This window comes from Pseudomonas sp. 2835, assembly GCF_050435905.1.
Classification (GTDB): Bacteria; Pseudomonadota; Gammaproteobacteria; order Pseudomonadales; family Pseudomonadaceae; genus Aquipseudomonas.
This window is the reverse complement of the sequence record NZ_JBNDLE010000007.1, coordinates 1-15,995: the sequence shown is the minus strand read 5'-3', so window position 1 is coordinate 15,995 and position 15,995 is coordinate 1. Positions and strand designations below refer to the sequence as shown.

Sequence of the window (15,995 nt, the reverse complement as noted above, 5' to 3'; positions counted from 1 at the left end):
AGGTTGAACCCAGATGTTACTGATGATCGACAACTACGACTCCTTTACCTACAACGTCGTGCAATACCTCGGCGAGCTGGGTGCAGAGGTCAAGGTCATTCGCAATGACGAACTGACCATCGCCCAGATCGAAGCCCTGAAGCCCGAGCGCATCGTTGTTTCCCCTGGCCCGTGCACCCCTACCGAAGCCGGTGTGTCGCTGGAAGCCATCAAGCATTTTGCCGGCAAGCTGCCGATCCTGGGCGTATGCCTGGGCCACCAGTCCATCGGCCAGGCCTTTGGCGGTGAAGTCGTGCGCGCCCGCCAGGTGATGCATGGCAAGACCAGCCCGGTGTTGCACAAGGACCAGGGCGTGTTCGCCGGCCTCAACAATCCGCTGACCGTCACCCGTTACCACTCGCTGGTGGTCAAGCGCGAAACCTTGCCCGATTGTCTGGAACTGACTGCCTGGACCGCTCTTGAAGACGGCTCGGTGGACGAGATCATGGGCCTGCGCCATAAAGAGCTGAATATCGAAGGGGTGCAGTTCCACCCCGAATCGATCCTCACCGAGCAGGGCCACGAGCTGTTCGCCAACTTCCTCAAGCAGACCGGCGGCCGCCGTTAAGGATCGAACATGGATATCAAGAGCGCGCTGAGCCGCATCGTCGGTCACCTGGACCTGAGCACCGAAGAGATGCGCGATGTCATGCGCGAAATTATGACCGGCCAATGCACCGAGGCGCAGATCGGCGCCTTCATGATGGGCATGCGCATGAAGAGCGAGAGCATCGATGAAATCGTCGGTGCCGTGTCGGTGATGCGTGAACTGGCCGACAAGGTCGAACTCAACACCCTCGACCAGGTAGTCGACGTAGTCGGTACCGGCGGCGATGGCGCCAACATCTTCAACGTCTCCACCGCTTCAGCCTTCGTCGTTGCTGCGGCCGGCTGCACCGTGGCCAAGCACGGTAACCGTGCGGTCTCGGGCAAGAGCGGCAGCGCCGACCTGCTGGAAGCCGCCGGCATCTACCTGAACCTGACCCCGGTGCAGGTTGCACGTTGCATCGACAGCGTCGGCATCGGCTTCATGTTTGCCCAGACCCACCACAAGGCGATGAAGTACGCCGCCGGCCCGCGTCGCGACCTGGGCTTGCGTACCCTGTTCAACATGCTCGGCCCGCTTACGAATCCGGCCGGGGTCAAGCACCAGGTGGTCGGCGTGTTTACCCAGGCACTGTGCCGCCCGCTGGCTGAAGTGTTGCAACGCCTGGGTAGCAAGCATGTGCTGGTGGTGCATTCGAAAGACGGCCTGGACGAGTTCAGCCTGGCCGCGCCAACCTTCGTTGCCGAACTGAAGAATGACCAGATCAGCGAATACTGGGTCGAGCCCGAAGACCTCGGTATGAAAAGCCAGAGCCTGCATGGCCTGGCCGTGGAAAGCCCGGCCAAGTCGCTGGAGCTGATTCGTGATGCCCTGGGCCGGCGCAAGACCGAGAACGGCCAGAAGGCTGCGGAAATGATTGTGCTCAACGCCGGCGCCGCACTGTACGCCGCCGACCACGCCATGAGCCTCAAGCAGGGCGTCGAGCTGGCGCATGACGCATTGCACACCGGCCTTGCCCGGGAAAAACTCGAAGAACTCGGTGCCTTTACCGCGGTATTCAAGCAGGAGAATGAAGGATGAGTGTGCCGACGGTTCTGGAAAACATTCTGGCGCGCAAGGTCGAGGAGGTCGCCGAGCGCAGCGCCCGTGTCAGCCTTGCCGAGCTTGAACGCCTGGCGGCCGCTGCCGATGCGCCACGCGGTTTTGCCAATGCGCTGATCGAACAGGCCAAACGCAAGCAGCCTGCAGTCATTGCCGAAATCAAGAAAGCCTCGCCAAGCAAGGGCGTGATCCGCGAAAACTTCATTCCGGCCGACATTGCCGTCAGTTACGAGAAGGGCGGGGCGACCTGCCTGTCGGTGCTGACCGACGTCGATTACTTCCAGGGCAGCGACATCTACCTGCAGCAGGCGCGTGCCGCGTGCAAGTTGCCGGTGATCCGCAAGGACTTCATGATCGATCCTTACCAGATTGTCGAAGCCCGCGCCCTGGGCGCCGACTGCGTGCTGCTGATCGTTGCCGCGCTGGATGACGTGAAGATGGCCGAGTTGGCCGATACCGCCAAACGTGTTGGTCTCGACGTTCTGGTCGAAGTTCACGACGGCGACGAGCTGGAGCGGGCGCTGAAGACCCTCGACACGCCGCTGGTGGGCGTCAACAACCGCAACCTGCACACCTTTGAAGTCAGCCTGGAAACCACCCTCGACCTGCTGCCGCGCATCCCCCGTGATCGCCTGGCCATCACCGAGAGCGGCATCCTCAACCGCGCCGACGTCGAGCTGATGGAAATCAACGAGGTGTATTCCTTCCTGGTCGGCGAAGCCTTCATGCGGGCCGAGCACCCGGGGCTGGAGCTGCAGCGCCTGTTCTTCCCGGGGCGCGTGGTGCAGAACCCGGTGCAAGGTCTGGACTGATTCAACTCTGAAGCCGGCGATGCCGGCTTTTTTGTCTCTACAAGGTTAATGCGATGACTGATCAAGTGATTGATGTCACTGTCGAGGCAGGGCTGCACGCCGAGCAGGAACTGCTGGCGGCGGTATGCAAGGGCGAAAAGGATCATGGCCTGTTGTTCTGGCGTCCGACCGATCATGCTCTGGTCATGCCCCGGCGCATGAGCCGCCTCGAAGGCTTCGAGGCGGCCTGCGCCGAGCTTGCGATTGCCGGTTGGCCGGTGTTGCTGCGCGAAACCGGTGGTGAACCGGTGCCGCAGTCGCCGGCGGTGATCAACATCGCCCTGATTTACGTCGCACCGAAAAGCGAAGGTGATCACGGCCGAATCGAAAACGCCTACGAGCGCCTTTGCCTGCCGCTGTGTGATGTATTGCGCGAATGGGGTGGGCTGGCGTCGGTTGGGGAAATCGAAGGGGCGTTCTGTGATGGCCGCTACAACGTCAACCTTAACGGCCGCAAACTGGTCGGCACCGCCCAGCGCTGGCGCCAGGGCTTGGGCGGCAAGCGTCCGGTGGTGTTGGTACATGGTGCGTTGCTGCTGGATAACGAGCGCGAGTCGATGGTGGCGGCGGTCAACCGCTTCAACGAATGCTGCGAGCTGGAACAGCGCTGCCTGGCCGACAGCCACATCGCTTTGCACGAGGTGGTGCCCGAGGCGCCGCTGCTCGAGCGCCTTGGCCAGGCCTATGCCGAAGTGATCAAGGGCATCGCCCGCGATTAACGGGTGCCGAAGACCACCATGGTCTTGCCCTTGACGTGTACCAGGCTGCGTTCCTCGAGATCCTTGAGGACGCGGCCAACCATCTCCCGCGAACAACCGACGATGCGGCCGATCTCTTGTCGAGTGATCTTGATCTGCATGCCGTCGGGGTGGGTCATGGCGTCTGGCTGCTTGCACAACTCCAGCAGGCAGCGGGCTACCCGGCCCGTGACGTCGAAGAATGCCAGGTCGCCGACCTTGCGTGTGGTATTGCGCAGGCGCTGGGCCATCTGGCTGCCCAAGGCGTAGAGAATGTCCGGGTCGTGGCGTGCCAGTTCGCGGAATTTCTCGTAGCTGATTTCCGCCACCTCACATTCGCTTTTGGCCCGCACCCAGGCGCTGCGTTGCTGCTCCTGGCCGGCCGGTTCAAACAGCCCCAGTTCACCAAAAAAGTCGCCGCTGTTGAGGTAGGCGATGATCATTTCGTGGCCGTTGTCATCTTCAATGAGGATGGTCACCGAGCCCTTGACGATGAAGGAGAGGGTTTCGGCCTTGTCTCCGGCGCAGATGATGTTGCTCTTGGCCGCATAGCGGCGGCGCTGGCAATGGACCAGCAGCTTTTCGATGTTCTTGATCTTGGCTGGAAGGGCTGATGCAACCATGGCTGGATCCCGGTCAGGAGGCGACGCTTCAAATACTTTTATAGGTAGTCTGGCGATAACCGCCAGTGATTTGGCGTCAGCTTATCAGACGCTAGTCCTTCTATCGGCAGATTTACTCACGCGCTTGAGCTTTTCCGCCGGGCTCGCAGGGTCTAAGCTGGCAGCCTTTTTTCAAACAAGGGAGTCCAGGTAATGAAGGCGCGTATCCAGTGGGCAGGTGAAGCCATGTTTCTGGGCGAATCGGGCAGTGGCCATGTGGTCGTGATGGATGGGCCGCCCGAGGCCGGTGGCCGCAACCTGGGTGTGCGGCCCATGGAAATGCTGTTGCTGGGCCTGGGTGGCTGCAGCAACTTCGATGTGGTCAGCATCCTGAAGAAATCCCGCCAGGCAGTAGAGAGCTGCGAAGCTTTCCTTGAAGCCGAGCGCGCCAGCGAAGACCCGAAGGTGTTCACCAAGATCCACCTGAACTTCGTGGTCAAGGGCCGTGGCCTGAAAGAAGCCCAGGTCAAGCGTGCGGTCGAGCTGTCGGCAGAGAAGTATTGCTCGGCCTCGATCATGCTCGGCCGGGCCGGTGTCGAGATCACCCATAGCTACGAGATTGTCGAGCTCGGTTGACGGTCAGCAAGCCCGCTCCTGTAGGGGCGGGCTAACCGCGCAGGCGCTCCAGCCCGATCAGCCAGGCCAGCCCCGGAACCAGCGCCACCACCCACCAGTGCAGGTTGAAGACGAGCAAACCGACGATTTCTGCGCTACTCCAGGTATTGCCAAAGGCGTCGGCAAATATCAGGCACTGCAGCCAGGCAGTCAGCGCGGCCAACAGTACAAAGGCCCAGGCAAGCAGGCGCTGTTTGTGAATGAAGCAGCCGGCCAGCAGCAATAACAGTTGCCCGGGCAGTGAGAACAGCAACAGGTCGACGGCACTGTTGCCATCAGGTTGGGAGATGTCAGGCAGTTTCAGGCTAAAGGGTTCCCCGCTCATGCCGGCGGTCAGCAGGCACACGAACAGATAAGCCACCAGCACCAGCCCCAGGCTTTGCAGCAAGCGGACGCAAAATAACCGAATCATCAGTGGCGCAACCCCGGCAGCAGCTTCAGCAAGCCTTGCGGCAATCGCGCCTGCAAACGGCTGCTCAAAGCCTCGCGGTGCTTCTGATAGAAAAGCCCCAGGCCGATCACGCCCAACCCGATCAGGGTCAGCACCACCGGGAACAGCAGCGACTCGGCAAACACCTCGTAAGACAGGTAACCCAGGTACATCGCCACGCCCATGCCACCAAAGACCATGAACAGCGGACGGCGCAGCAACAGTGCTATGCCCATCAGGCCAAGGTTGATCAGACCATAAAGCGCTTTGTCCCATTCACTGTCGGTATCCAGCAGCGGCAAGCCGAGCCAGAAGGCCAGTAATCCGGCCAGATAACCCCAGAAGGCATAGTCCTGGCGGGTGCGGCCGTCGATCACCAGGAACACCAGCAATGTCGCCAGGCCAAACCACAGTGACACCGTGCGCCGCTGATTCCAGTCGAAGGCCTCGCCATAGAACCATTCGCTCAGGTCCATGGACATGAACCACAAGGCTACGGCAATCGGCATGACGATGAACGGAAACGGGATCAGGCGCAGCATCAGCAAACCGGCCAGTATCGTCGCCGCCTCCATCAGCAGCCAACCGTCCTGCACGTAGGTGTAGTAGTTGTGGTAGTTGCCCTGGGCGTTGTCCAGTAGCCAGAAACCGCTGAGTCGCTGCGCGGCAAACACCGCCAGCGGCACAATACTCACCGCCACCGCAGCAAGTACGCCAGCAGGGATAAGCTGGCCGCGGCGTTGCAGCAGCAAAGCACCCAGGGTCAGCACGCCGATATACACCAGTGAGACCAGCAGCAGGGCGCTGTCACCAACGCGCATCCAGGCTTCGCTGAGCAGCCAGCCCATGGCGGCCATGATCAGCAGGGCGCCGAAGTAGAAAGCCACATGGGCCAGCTGAAAACTGGCCTGGGTTTGCGGCTGGCGCTTGAGAAATTCAAGCAGGGCCTGGTCCTGGCCCGGGTTCAGAACGCCGGCGCTGACTGCGCGGGCCAGGTCCTTGGCATCGAAGCGTTCCGTCATCGGCAGTCCTAGATACGATATGTGCTTTTGGTCATGACCTTGGCCATCAGGCTCATGCCGAACTTGACCGGCGCCGGGAAGCGGAAGCCGCCAGCATCCAGGGCCGATTCGGCATGTTGCTCTTCGTCGACGCGCATCTGCTCGAGAATCGCCCGGGATTTTTCATCCTCGGCCGGGATTTGCTCAAGGTGCTCGTCCAGGTGCTTGCACACCTGATGCTCGGTGGCGGCGACAAAACCCAGGCTGACCTTGTCGCTGACCAGGCCCGCGAGGGCACCGATGCCGAAGGACATACCGTAGAACAGCGGATTGAGCACGCTGGGGTGGCTGCCGAGCTGGCGAATTCGCTGCTCGCACCAGGCCAGGTGGTCGATTTCTTCTTCGGCGGCGTGCTCCATGGCCTTGCGAACCTGGGGCAGCTTGGCGGTCAGGGCCTGGCCCTGGTACAGCGCCTGGGCACAGACTTCACCGGTATGGTTGATGCGCATGAGCCCGGCGACATGGCGGGTCTGCGTTTCGTCGAGGGTGACATCCGGCTGGATGATCGCCGGTGACGGCCGGGAAGGCTGGCCGCTGAAGGGCAGCAAGGTGCGCATGGCGGTGTCGGCCTGCAGCAACAAGCGGTCGAGCGGGGAATAGTGACGTTCGGTAGCCATCGGGCACCTCCGCAAGAATGTGCCCGACAGTTTACCCCAATCGCGATGCCGGGGCTTGCCCTGGATCAGCCCGGTGGCCAGTGCATCTGACGCTGGCCAAGCACGTGCATATGGATGTGGTAGACGGTCTGCCCACCCAGCTCATTGCAGTTCATGACCACGCGAAAGCCGTCTTCGCAGCCCAGTTCCTTGGCCAGCCGCTGGGCAGTGAGCAGGATGTGCCCGGCCAGGCCCTTGTCTTCTTCGGTCAGATCGTTGAGGGTGCGGATCGGTTTTTTCGGGATGACCAGAAAATGTACCGGTGCCTGCGGGGCGATATCGTGGAAGGCCAGAACCTGGTCGTCCTCGTAGATGATCTTGGCCGGGATTTCCCGGTTGATGATCTTGGTAAACAGAGTATCCACTACGGCTGCTCCATGAGGGTGATCGAACTTGAGTGTACGCAGGCCAGACGCTTGCGCCCAGCCCTGTGCAATTAGCGCGGGCAATAGGCCTGGTTGATGGCGCCGGCCAGCTTGCGGGTCAGCCAGCGTGAAAGCAGGCGCGGGCTGAAGGCCAGCCAGCGGTTGCGTCGGCCGGGGATGATCAGCGCACGGTTCTTGTCCAGAGCGCGTACGGTGTACAGCGCGACTTCTTCCGGGCTCAGGCAGCGCTGACCTTTTTCCAGCCTCGGAATGCGTCGTAACGGTGAACGCACGGGGCCTGGGCAGAGCACCGAAACCTTTATGCCGGTGCGCTTGAGCTCTTCGCGCAAGCCTTCGGAAAAGTGCAGCACATAGGCTTTGCTCGCCGCATAGCTGCTCATCCATGGGCCAGGGGCAAAGGCGGCGAGAGACGCCACATTGAGAATCTGCCCACCACCCTGAACCGCCATGGCATTACCCAGCGCATGGCAAAGACGGGTCAGGGCGAGGATGTTCACTTCGATCAGGTCCTGCTCATCGCTCCACTCCTGGGCCAGAAAGTGCCCGTAGGAGCGAATACCGGCGCAGTTGACCAGCAGATCGATGTGCCGCTCGCTTTCTTCCAGCTCCAGCAGGAACCCCGACAACCGCAACGGCTCGCCCAGGTCGCAGGCGCGAAACAGCACTTCGACGCCAAAACGCTGGGTCAGCTCGATGGCGATGCTTTCCAGCGGGTCGCGCTGTCGGGCCACCAGGATCAGATTGCGTCCCCGACGTGCCAGCGCCTCGGCCAGTGCCAGGCCCAAGCCGCTGGAGGCACCGGTGATCATGGCGTAACGGGTCATGCAGTTCTCCAGTCGGGAAGGGTGGCCAAAGTGCGCAGTTTACAGGTGCCGGGCCCGGAGTGCTGCTACCAGTGGCGTGTCTAGATGCCGGGGCGGGTGACGGTGACGTATGCAAGCCCGGCAACCAGGACCAGCCACAACCAGGCCAGGATCACCACGGCGTTGTTGTTGGGAACTGGCGGCGCACCGAAGCGGTTGCTGCCACGCGTGCCGGGCATCAGCACCAGCACCAGGATGAAGAAGTTGCCGACCCAGGGCAGGATCGACAGCCAGCAGAACCAGCCACTCCAGTTCAGGTCGTGCAGGCGCTGGACGATGAACAGCATGCTCAGGATACGTGCCGACAACAGGCCGATCATCACCAGCCCACCGAGGTCCAGCGACATTGAGCTGGAGAGCAAGGCCACCAGGAAAATGCCGCCGATGGTCGCGGCAAACAAAACCAGGCTCCAGGCCAGCAGGCGCACGCGACCAATTCGTCCTTCCAGGCTCATGACCTTGGGTTTGCTCGAATTGGCGAGAGTCAGGGTGTCATACATGCGGGCTTCCTTTGCCGTGTTAAAGCGTGAGTCAGCCCGGCCAGCGATGGCTCAGGGCTGTGGCCGAGGCGTGCGCCTGGCGGTATTCGGCATCCAGGCGTGCAATCAGTTGCTCGACCGAGCACAACTGGTCGATGGCACCGACACCTTGTCCGGCAGACCAGACGGTCTTCCAGGCCTTGGCCTCGTCGTCGATGGGTTTGAGCTTGGTCTCGGTATGGCTGCGCAGGGCGGCCATGTCGAAACCGGCGTTTTCCAGGCTCTGGCGCATGAAGCTTGCAGGCACCCCGGAAACCGCAGCGGTGTGGATGATATCGGCTGCCTTGGCTTCAAGCATCATTTCTTTGTAAGGCCCCGGCGCCTGGCTCTCGTGAGTAGCGATAAAACGCGTACCCAGGTAGGCGAGGTCAGCGCCCAGCAACTGCGCCGCGAGGATTTCCTGGCCACGGTTGATGCAACCGGCCAGCAGCACGGTCTTGTCGAAGAACTGGCGAATCTCGGCGACCAGGGCGAACGGGCTCCAGGTGCCAGCGTGGCCGCCGGCGCCCGCAGCCACGGCAATCAGGCCGTCGACACCGGCTTCGGCGGCTTTCTCGGCATGCCGGCGGGTGGTCACGTCATGGAACACCAGGCCGCCATAGCTGTGCACGGCATCGACCAGTTCCTTCACCGCCCCGAGGCTGGTGATGACGATTGGCACCTTGTGCTCGACGCACAGCGCCAGGTCCGCCTGCAGGCGCGGGTTGCTCTGGTGCACGATCAGGTTGACGGCATAGGGCGCGGGCTTGTCGAGGGCCGCGAGGCCCGTTTCGATTTCGTCCAGCCAGGCCTTGAAGCCGGCGCTGTCGCGCTGGTTAAGAGCCGGGAAACTGCCGACCACCCCGTTGGCACAACAGGCCAGTACCAGTTGCGGATTGGAGATCAGAAACATCGGCGCCGCTACCACCGGCAGACGCAAGCGTTGTTCGAGCAGGGCAGGCAATGACATGGCAGGTTTCCCGAGGCTGAGTATGGGTTTAGGTTAGAACGGTTTGACCACCACCAGAATTACCACGGCCAGCAGGACCAGCACCGGCACTTCATTGAACCAGCGGTAGAACACATGGCTGCGGGTGTTTTCGCCGCGCGCGAAGCGCTTGAGCTGGGCGCCGCACATATGGTGGTAACCGATCAGCAGCACCACCAGGGTGAGCTTGGCGTGCATCCAGCCCTGGCTCATGAAGCCCGGGGTCAGGCTCAGCAGCCAGATGCCGAAGACCAGGCTGGCGATCATCGCCGGCAGCATGATGCCGCGGTAGAGCTTGCGCTCCATGATCACGAAGCGTTCCTGGCTGATGCTGTCCTGGCTTTGCGCGTGATAGACGAACAGGCGCGGCAGGTAGAACAGGCCGGCGAACCAGCAGACCACGCTGACGATATGCAGCGCTTTGATCCAGAGAAAAAGCATGGGGTTGAGTTCCTTCAGGGTTCACGGTGGTCAGATAGTAGAGGCAAGGGGCCCCGCGAGCCATCGCAACAGTTGTGGGCGTGTTTCAGCGCCCCTATTATCGTGAGCTTTCCAGTTGGTTCGTTGATAAGGGGCACGCGTTATGGTCAAGGTCGGTATTGTTGGCGGCACGGGTTACACCGGGGTCGAGCTGCTGCGTCTGTTGGCACAGCATCCACAGGCCGAGGTGGCGGTGATCACCTCGCGCTCCGAAGCTGGCCTGGCGGTTGCCGATATGTACCCGAATCTGCGTGGCCACTACGATGGCCTGGCCTTCAGTGTGCCGGACGTGAAGACCCTGGCCGCCTGCGACGTGGTGTTCTTCGCCACCCCGCACGGCGTCGCCCACGCCCTGGCCGGCGAGCTGCTGGCCGCCGGCACCAAGGTCATCGACCTGTCCGCCGATTTCCGCCTGCAGGACGCCGATGAATGGGCCAAGTGGTACGGCCAGCCGCACGGCGCGCCCGAGCTGCTCAAGGATGCGGTCTACGGCCTGCCTGAAGTCAATCGCGAGCAAATCCGCCAGGCACGCCTGATCGCCGTGCCGGGTTGCTACCCTACCGCCACCCAGCTTGGCTTCCTGCCGCTGCTCGAAGCCGGTATCGCCGACGCCTCTCGCCTGATCGCCGACTGCAAGTCCGGCGTCAGTGGAGCCGGTCGTGGCGCTGCGGTGGGTTCGCTGTTCTGTGAGGCGGGCGAAAGCATGAAGGCTTATGCGGTCAAAGGGCACCGTCACCTGCCGGAAATCACCCAGGGCCTGCGTCGGGCGGCGGGTGCTGATGTCGGTCTGACCTTCGTGCCGCACCTTACCCCGATGATCCGCGGTATCCATTCGACCCTTTACGCCACTGTCACCGATACCTCGGTCGATCTGCAGGCGCTGTTCGAAAAACGCTATGCCGATGAACCGTTCGTCGACGTAATGCCGGCCGGCAGCCATCCGGAAACCCGCAGCGTTCGCGGTGCCAACGTCTGCCGAATTGCCGTGCACCGTCCGCAAGGCGGCGATCTGGTGGTGGTGCTGTCGGTGATCGACAACCTGGTCAAGGGCGCGTCGGGGCAGGCGGTACAGAACCTCAACATCCTCTTTGGCCTGGACGAGCGCATGGGCCTTTCCCACGCTGGTCTGCTTCCGTAAACGCCAGCTTTCAAGCTGCAAGTAAAAGGCGCACGCGATCCGCTTATAGCTTGCAGCTCACCTCTTGCAGCTTTTGTATTGTTGACCGCTTTTCTCGGAGAAGCGGATAATGCGCGTCATCACGCATTATGGCGGCATAGCGCCGGGAGATAGTCAGCATGAGCGTCGAATCCTTCACCCCTGTGGCATTGCAGTTCACTGAGGGTGCAGCGCACAAGGTGAAGACCCTGGTCGATGAAGAAGGCAATGATCGCCTGAAGTTGCGAGTTTTCGTGACCGGCGGCGGTTGCTCGGGTTTTCAGTACGGTTTCACTTTCGATGAAGACGTTGCCGAAGACGACACCATCGTCGAGCGCGAAGGCGTGGCTCTGGTTGTCGATCCGATGAGTTTCCAGTATCTGGCAGGAGCCGAGGTGGATTACCAGGAAGGCCTGGAAGGCTCGCGTTTCGTTATCAAGAACCCGAACGCCACCACGACCTGTGGTTGCGGTTCTTCGTTCTCGATCTGATCGCAAGGGCAGTACCGCAAACGCCGCGCCGATGCGCGGCGTTTTGCTGCCTGCGGTTCAGGCCGGGTAGATCGCGCCCAATACTCGCAAGCCACGGGCAGCGGTAACGCTGGGGCGGTTGGCGGGGATGTGTTCCAGGCAGCAGTGGGCGAGCCAGGCGAAGGCCATGGCCTCAACCCAGTCAGGATCGACGCCACAAGCGGCAGTGCTGCTGACCCGGGCGTAGGGCAGCAGGGCTGTCAGGCGCTGCATCAGCACGCTGTTGTGGGCGCCGCCACCGCAGACCAGCAGCGCCTGGGTATCGTTTTGCGCGGCCTGCAACGAGTTGACGATGCTGCGGGCGGTCAATTCCAGCAGCGTGGCCTGTACGTCTTCATCCCGAAGGCCTGGCCGAGAGGCCAGATGCCGATTGAGCCAAGGCAGGTTGAACACTTCACGGCCGGTGCTTTTCGGCCCGCTGCCAGCGAAGAACGAATCGCTTAGCAGCGAGGCGAGCAGGTCGGGAATGACCTGTCCGCTGCCAGCCCAGGCGCCATTGGCGTCATAGCTGTGCCCGTGTTTCTGCTGAATCCAGGCATCGAGCAGCACGTTCCCCGGCCCGCAATCGAAGCCGCTAACCGGTTTGTTCTGTTCGATCAGGCTCAGATTGCTGAAGCCACCGACGTTGAGCACCGCCAGGCGTTGGCCCTGATGGGCGAACAGCGCTTCGTGGAAGGCCGGTACCAGTGGCGCACCCTGGCCGCCGGCGGCAACGTCGCGGCGACGGAAATCGCTGACCACGCTGATATTGGTGAGCTCGGCCAGCAGCGCCGGGTTGCCGATCTGCACGGTGAAGCCGCGCGCCGGTTCGTGGCGGATGGTCTGGCCATGGCTGCCGATGGCGCGAATGGCCTCAGGCTTGAGGTTGCGGGCGGCTAGCAGGTGCTGGATGCCTTCGGCGGCAAGCTGCACCCACCGGTTTTCGGCCAGGGCGGCGCGGGCGATCTCGTCAGGCCCGCTGGCGCACAGGTCCAGCAGGTCCTTGCGCAGGTCGGCGGGCATGGGGATGTAATGGGTGGCGAGCAGCGTGAGTTGCTGCTCCTGTTCGATCAAGGCGATGTCCAGGCCATCGAGGCTGGTTCCGGACATCACACCCAGATAGAGCGGCATTGCTTAACGCTTGCTCGAAGCAAGCAGGGTGGCCTTTTCCTGGTCCATGCGTGCGACCAGTGGCTGGCTTTGCTGCAGGAAACGCTGGCGCTCGGCCTTGGCGATCGGGTCGGCCATTGGCAGCTTCTGCCCGAGCGGGTCGACGTGGACGCCGTTGACCTGGAACTCGTAGTGCAGGTGCGGGCCAGTGGACAGGCCGGTGGTACCGATGTAGCCGATGATCTGGCCTTGCTTGACGGTACCGCCGGTCTTCACGCCTTTGGCGAAGCCCTGCATGTGCCCGTACAGGGTCTGGTAACGGTTGCCGTGCTGGATGATCACGGTGTTGCCGTAGCCACCGCGGCGGCCTGCCAGCAGCACTTTGCCGTCACCGGCGGCCTTGATCGGCGTACCGCGTGGTGCTGCGTAGTCGACACCTTTGTGCGCGCGGATCTTGTTCAGGATCGGGTGCTTGCGGCCAGCCGAGAAGCGCGAGCTGATGCGGGCGAAGTCAACCGGAGTACGGATGAACGCCTTGCGCATGCTGTTGCCGTCAGCCGTGTAGTAGTTGGTGTTGCCCTGCTTGTTGGTGTAGCGCACCGCGGTAAAGCTCTTGCCGCGGTTGGTGAAGCGGGCAGAGAGGATGTTGCCGGTACCGACGACCTTGCCGTTCATGACCTTCTGTTCGTAGATCACGTCGAACTCGTCGCCTTGGCGGATATCCTGGGCGAAGTCGATGTCGTAACCAAAGATACGCGCCATGTCCATGGTCAGGTTGTGATTCAGGCCGGCACGCTGGGCCGAGGCCGACAGTGAGCTTTTGATCACGCCATGTACATAAGCCGAGCGCACCACTGGCTTGCTGATTTCACGGTTGAACGCGTAACCGTTTGCGCTCTTGCTCAGGCGAATGGTCTCGAGGTCGCTGAGCTTGCTGTGCAGGCTGGCCAGCTGGCCGTCCTTGTCCAGTTCGATCTGCAGCACCTGGCCGTGCTTGAGCTGGCTGAACTGCTTGGCCTGCTTGTTACTGGCCAGCACCTCATGCACGGCAGTAGCCGGCAGGCCGACCTTGGCGAACAGGGTCGACAGGGTGTCGCCGCGGCTCACAGTTACTTCGCGGTGGCTTGGGTCCTTGGCTGGCGCTGCTTCGGCAGCGGCGGGCGCTGGCTCGGCCTTGGCGGTTTCCTCGGTTGCGCTGGCGCTGTTGTCGATCTGCGCAAACGGCGAAGGGGCGGCGTCGGTGTTCTGGGTAAGTGGAGCGTTCTGTTCCTGCTTGAGTTGCTCTGCCGGGCTTTCCAGCTCCAGGTTCAGGGTGGTTTTCTTGGCTTCGACCTCGCTGGATGGGAACACCAGCAAGGCCAGGCTGAGTAAGGCGGCGATGCCGCTGGCGGCCAACAGGTGGCTCTTCGGATAAAGCGGGGGCGCTTTAGGCGGTTCGTTGGTCATAGATGAATTGACTTTGAAATAGATGAAGTGGAAAAGATGAATGACATGATGAAGATGAAATAACTGTATAAAATATAACCAAATCCCCTTCAGCGCAAGCGCGCAGACGTCATCAGTCGGCTTCGAGGTCACACCCGGGGCAAAAACTTGTATTTGATGGCTGATCTTGTATGGTTGGGTCCCTTTGAATCTGAGCCTTACGGGTCTGTTATGAAGTCGGTTGAAGAGCAGCTAGCGCTGATCAAGCGTGGAGCGGAAGAGGTACTGGTCGAGTCCGAGTTGGTCGAGAAGCTCAAGCGCGGGCAACCGCTGCGGATCAAGGCGGGTTTTGACCCGACTGCGCCTGACCTGCACCTGGGGCATACCGTCCTGATCAACAAGCTGCGCCAGTTCCAGGACCTGGGTCACCAGGTGATCTTCCTGATCGGCGACTTCACCGGCATGATCGGTGACCCGAGCGGCAAGAGTGCCACCCGTCCGCCGCTGACCCGCGAGCAGGTGCTCGATAACGCCGAGACCTATAAACAGCAGGTGTTCAAGATTCTCGACCCGGCCAAGACTGAAGTCGCGTTCAACTCTACCTGGATGGACAAGCTCACCCCGGCCGACTTCATTCGCCTGGCGTCGCAATACACCGTGGCGCGCATGCTCGAGCGCGACGACTTCGACAAGCGCTACACCACCAATCAGCCGATCGCGATCCATGAGTTCCTCTACCCGCTGGTCCAGGGTTATGACTCGGTGGCACTCAAGTGCGACGTCGAGCTTGGCGGTACCGACCAGAAGTTCAACTTGCTGATGGGGCGCGAGCTGCAACGCGCCTACGGTCAGGAAGCGCAGAACATCGTGACCATGCCGCTGCTCGAAGGGCTCGATGGCGTGAAGAAGATGTCCAAGTCCCTGGGCAATTATGTCGGCATCCAGGAAGCCCCCGGGGTGATGTACAGCAAGCTCGTGTCGATTCCCGACACCTTGATGTGGCGTTACTTCGAGCTGCTGAGCTTCCGCTCCATGGAAGAGATCGAGCAGTTGCGTGCCGATGTCGCCAATGGCGCGAACCCGCGTGACATCAAGATCAAGCTGGCGGAAGAGATCGTTGCCCGTTTCCATGGTGAGGAGGCTGCCGCCAATGCTCACCGTGCGGCAGGCAACCGTATGAAAGAGGGCGAATTGCCCGAGGATCTGCCTGAGGTCGAGGTCTCTGCGGCTGAAAGCTTGCCGATCGCTGCTGTGTTGAACCGGGCGGGCCTGGTGAAGAACTCGGCGATGGCGCGGGATCTGCTCAATGGCGGCGCCGTAAAGGTCGACGGTGCAGTGGTTGATCGCGACTTCATGTTCGCACTTGGCGCGACCCATGTGTGTCAGGCGGGTAAGAAGGCATTTGCCCGGGTTACCCTCAAGGCTGAGTAGGCGGTAGTGGCAAGCTATAAGCTATAAGCTGCAAGTTGGGCGCGGTGCCTCTGCTTTTACTTGCAGCTTGAAGCTTGCTACTTATAGCCAAAACGCCCCCGCCGAAACAAAGTTGAAATAAGTCCTTGACGCCCCTTCAGATGTGTCTATAATTCGCCCCACTTCCGGCGCAGTCGGAACTGAAAACTCCTTGAGTTTCAAAGAGTTAGCGGTTCCAGGGTTATCCGGAAGGGCTTCGATCGAAAGATCGGCAGCGGTGAAAAAGGCAGTTGACAGCGGTTTGAAACGCTGTAGAATTCGCCTCCCGCTACGAGAGATCGCAGCGAGTCAAGTGATTGAAGTTGAACGAAAAACTTCAAAATAAACGCTTGACAGACTCTGAGGAAAGCGTAGAATGCGCGCCTCGGTTGAGACGAAAAGCTCTTAACCA

The 15,995-nt window shown here is 61.4% G+C and carries 19 protein-coding genes; 8 read left to right on the top strand and 11 right to left on the bottom strand.

The window, feature by feature from the left end; all coding sequences use genetic code 11:
• The first annotated feature begins 13 nt into the window (after window positions 1–13).
• The 4 genes from ABIE20_RS11950 to ABIE20_RS11935 are packed head-to-tail and all read left to right on the top strand — an operon-like array spanning window position 14 to window position 3,257.
• Window positions 14–607 (top strand): aminodeoxychorismate/anthranilate synthase component II, encoded by a 594-nt coding sequence (locus ABIE20_RS11950; RefSeq protein ID WP_123565384.1) that lies wholly within the window; start codon window positions 14–16, stop codon window positions 605–607.
• 9 nt (window positions 608–616) lie between these two features.
• Entirely contained in the window at window positions 617–1,666 is a 1,050-nt protein-coding gene (gene trpD, locus ABIE20_RS11945; RefSeq protein ID WP_045199323.1) for an anthranilate phosphoribosyltransferase, read from the top strand.
• Window positions 1,663–2,499 carry an indole-3-glycerol phosphate synthase TrpC gene (gene trpC, locus ABIE20_RS11940; RefSeq protein WP_429505276.1) on the top strand — a complete coding sequence of 279 codons (837 nt, stop codon included), beginning with the start codon at window positions 1,663–1,665 and terminating at the stop codon, window positions 2,497–2,499. Before trpD ends, trpC begins: the two co-directional genes overlap by 4 nt.
• 53 nt (window positions 2,500–2,552) lie before the next feature.
• On the top strand, window positions 2,553–3,257 hold the full coding sequence (locus tag ABIE20_RS11935) for a lipoate--protein ligase family protein (protein WP_429505275.1): 705 nt from the start codon (window positions 2,553–2,555) through the stop codon (window positions 3,255–3,257).
• On the opposite strand, the gene crp is transcribed toward ABIE20_RS11935, so the two are convergent.
• Window positions 3,254–3,898 (bottom strand): cAMP-activated global transcriptional regulator CRP, encoded by a 645-nt coding sequence (gene crp / locus ABIE20_RS11930; RefSeq protein ID WP_429505274.1) that lies wholly within the window; start codon window positions 3,896–3,898, stop codon window positions 3,254–3,256. The genes ABIE20_RS11935 and crp overlap by 4 nt on opposite strands.
• A 192-nt stretch (window positions 3,899–4,090) precedes the next feature.
• Between crp and ABIE20_RS11925 the strand changes: the two genes are divergently transcribed.
• Window positions 4,091–4,513 carry an OsmC family protein gene (locus ABIE20_RS11925; protein ID WP_010221469.1) on the top strand — a complete coding sequence of 141 codons (423 nt, stop codon included), beginning with the start codon at window positions 4,091–4,093 and terminating at the stop codon, window positions 4,511–4,513.
• Between the two features lie 31 nt (window positions 4,514–4,544).
• Here ABIE20_RS11925 and ABIE20_RS11920 read toward each other — a convergent pair whose 3' ends face one another.
• The 8 genes from ABIE20_RS11920 to hemJ form a co-directional block, all read right to left on the bottom strand.
• Window positions 4,545–4,964 carry a hypothetical protein gene (locus ABIE20_RS11920; protein ID WP_429505273.1) on the bottom strand — a complete coding sequence of 140 codons (420 nt, stop codon included), beginning with the start codon at window positions 4,962–4,964 and terminating at the stop codon, window positions 4,545–4,547.
• A complete protein-coding gene (locus tag ABIE20_RS11915) occupies window positions 4,964–6,004 on the bottom strand; it encodes a DUF2157 domain-containing protein (protein WP_429505272.1) in 1,041 nt (346 codons plus the stop codon). Before ABIE20_RS11915 ends, ABIE20_RS11920 begins: the two co-directional genes overlap by 1 nt.
• Before the next feature lie 8 nt (window positions 6,005–6,012).
• Window positions 6,013–6,660, bottom strand: a complete 648-nt coding sequence (gene coq7, locus ABIE20_RS11910; protein WP_038998467.1) for a 2-polyprenyl-3-methyl-6-methoxy-1,4-benzoquinone monooxygenase — start codon at window positions 6,658–6,660, stop codon at window positions 6,013–6,015.
• Window positions 6,661–6,725: 65 nt separating this feature from the next.
• On the bottom strand, window positions 6,726–7,064 hold the full coding sequence (locus ABIE20_RS11905; RefSeq protein ID WP_429505271.1) for a histidine triad nucleotide-binding protein: 339 nt from the start codon (window positions 7,062–7,064) through the stop codon (window positions 6,726–6,728).
• Between the two features lie 71 nt (window positions 7,065–7,135).
• On the bottom strand, window positions 7,136–7,909 hold the full coding sequence (locus ABIE20_RS11900) for an SDR family NAD(P)-dependent oxidoreductase (RefSeq protein WP_429505270.1): 774 nt from the start codon (window positions 7,907–7,909) through the stop codon (window positions 7,136–7,138).
• 80 nt (window positions 7,910–7,989) lie between these two features.
• Entirely contained in the window at window positions 7,990–8,448 is a 459-nt protein-coding gene (locus ABIE20_RS11895) for a DUF805 domain-containing protein (protein ID WP_429505269.1), read from the bottom strand.
• A gap of 31 nt (window positions 8,449–8,479) precedes the next feature.
• Window positions 8,480–9,436 (bottom strand): NAD(P)H-dependent flavin oxidoreductase, encoded by a 957-nt coding sequence (locus ABIE20_RS11890; protein WP_429505268.1) that lies wholly within the window; start codon window positions 9,434–9,436, stop codon window positions 8,480–8,482.
• Window positions 9,437–9,469: 33 nt separating this feature from the next.
• Entirely contained in the window at window positions 9,470–9,895 is a 426-nt protein-coding gene (gene hemJ / locus ABIE20_RS11885; protein ID WP_045199341.1) for a protoporphyrinogen oxidase HemJ, read from the bottom strand.
• A 142-nt stretch (window positions 9,896–10,037) separates the two neighbouring features.
• On the opposite strand from hemJ, the gene argC reads away from it, so the two are divergent.
• Together argC and erpA are read left to right on the top strand one after the other, a co-directional pair.
• Entirely contained in the window at window positions 10,038–11,072 is a 1,035-nt protein-coding gene (gene argC / locus ABIE20_RS11880) for an N-acetyl-gamma-glutamyl-phosphate reductase (RefSeq protein ID WP_429505267.1), read from the top strand.
• Window positions 11,073–11,230: 158 nt separating this feature from the next.
• Window positions 11,231–11,581, top strand: a complete 351-nt coding sequence (gene erpA, locus ABIE20_RS11875) for an iron-sulfur cluster insertion protein ErpA (protein ID WP_010221479.1) — start codon at window positions 11,231–11,233, stop codon at window positions 11,579–11,581.
• Window positions 11,582–11,638: 57 nt separating this feature from the next.
• Here erpA and ABIE20_RS11870 read toward each other — a convergent pair whose 3' ends face one another.
• On the bottom strand, window positions 11,639–12,730 hold the full coding sequence (locus ABIE20_RS11870) for an anhydro-N-acetylmuramic acid kinase (RefSeq protein ID WP_429505266.1): 1,092 nt from the start codon (window positions 12,728–12,730) through the stop codon (window positions 11,639–11,641).
• Window positions 12,731–12,733: 3 nt separating this feature from the next.
• A complete protein-coding gene (locus ABIE20_RS11865) occupies window positions 12,734–14,155 on the bottom strand; it encodes a peptidoglycan DD-metalloendopeptidase family protein (protein ID WP_429505265.1) in 1,422 nt (473 codons plus the stop codon).
• 210 nt (window positions 14,156–14,365) lie between these two features.
• On the opposite strand from ABIE20_RS11865, the gene tyrS reads away from it, so the two are divergent.
• The gene (gene tyrS / locus ABIE20_RS11860; RefSeq protein WP_429505264.1) at window positions 14,366–15,565 is read left to right on the top strand and encodes a tyrosine--tRNA ligase; all 1,200 of its coding nucleotides are present in this window, start codon (window positions 14,366–14,368) and stop codon (window positions 15,563–15,565) included.
• The last annotated feature ends 430 nt before the right edge of the window (window positions 15,566–15,995 follow it).

Bases quoted from the DNA above. Each gene is read 5' to 3' on its own strand.
- ABIE20_RS11950 (WP_123565384.1), top strand. From the start codon at position 14: ATGTTACTGATGATCGACAACTACGACTCCTTTACCTACAACGTCGTG.
- trpD (WP_045199323.1), top strand. From the start codon at position 617: ATGGATATCAAGAGCGCGCTGAGCCGCATCGTCGGTCACCTGGACCTG.
- trpC (WP_429505276.1), top strand. From the start codon at position 1,663: ATGAGTGTGCCGACGGTTCTGGAAAACATTCTGGCGCGCAAGGTCGAG.
- ABIE20_RS11935 (WP_429505275.1), top strand. From the start codon at position 2,553: ATGACTGATCAAGTGATTGATGTCACTGTCGAGGCAGGGCTGCACGCC.
- crp (WP_429505274.1), bottom strand. From the start codon at position 3,898: ATGGTTGCATCAGCCCTTCCAGCCAAGATCAAGAACATCGAAAAGCTG.
- ABIE20_RS11925 (WP_010221469.1), top strand. From the start codon at position 4,091: ATGAAGGCGCGTATCCAGTGGGCAGGTGAAGCCATGTTTCTGGGCGAA.
- ABIE20_RS11920 (WP_429505273.1), bottom strand. From the start codon at position 4,964: ATGATTCGGTTATTTTGCGTCCGCTTGCTGCAAAGCCTGGGGCTGGTG.
- ABIE20_RS11915 (WP_429505272.1), bottom strand. From the start codon at position 6,004: ATGACGGAACGCTTCGATGCCAAGGACCTGGCCCGCGCAGTCAGCGCC.
- coq7 (WP_038998467.1), bottom strand. From the start codon at position 6,660: ATGGCTACCGAACGTCACTATTCCCCGCTCGACCGCTTGTTGCTGCAG.
- ABIE20_RS11900 (WP_429505270.1), bottom strand. From the start codon at position 7,909: ATGACCCGTTACGCCATGATCACCGGTGCCTCCAGCGGCTTGGGCCTG.
- ABIE20_RS11895 (WP_429505269.1), bottom strand. From the start codon at position 8,448: ATGTATGACACCCTGACTCTCGCCAATTCGAGCAAACCCAAGGTCATG.
- ABIE20_RS11890 (WP_429505268.1), bottom strand. From the start codon at position 9,436: ATGTCATTGCCTGCCCTGCTCGAACAACGCTTGCGTCTGCCGGTGGTA.
- hemJ (WP_045199341.1), bottom strand. From the start codon at position 9,895: ATGCTTTTTCTCTGGATCAAAGCGCTGCATATCGTCAGCGTGGTCTGC.
- argC (WP_429505267.1), top strand. From the start codon at position 10,038: ATGGTCAAGGTCGGTATTGTTGGCGGCACGGGTTACACCGGGGTCGAG.
- erpA (WP_010221479.1), top strand. From the start codon at position 11,231: ATGAGCGTCGAATCCTTCACCCCTGTGGCATTGCAGTTCACTGAGGGT.
- ABIE20_RS11870 (WP_429505266.1), bottom strand. From the start codon at position 12,730: ATGCCGCTCTATCTGGGTGTGATGTCCGGAACCAGCCTCGATGGCCTG.
- ABIE20_RS11865 (WP_429505265.1), bottom strand. From the start codon at position 14,155: ATGACCAACGAACCGCCTAAAGCGCCCCCGCTTTATCCGAAGAGCCAC.
- tyrS (WP_429505264.1), top strand. From the start codon at position 14,366: ATGAAGTCGGTTGAAGAGCAGCTAGCGCTGATCAAGCGTGGAGCGGAA.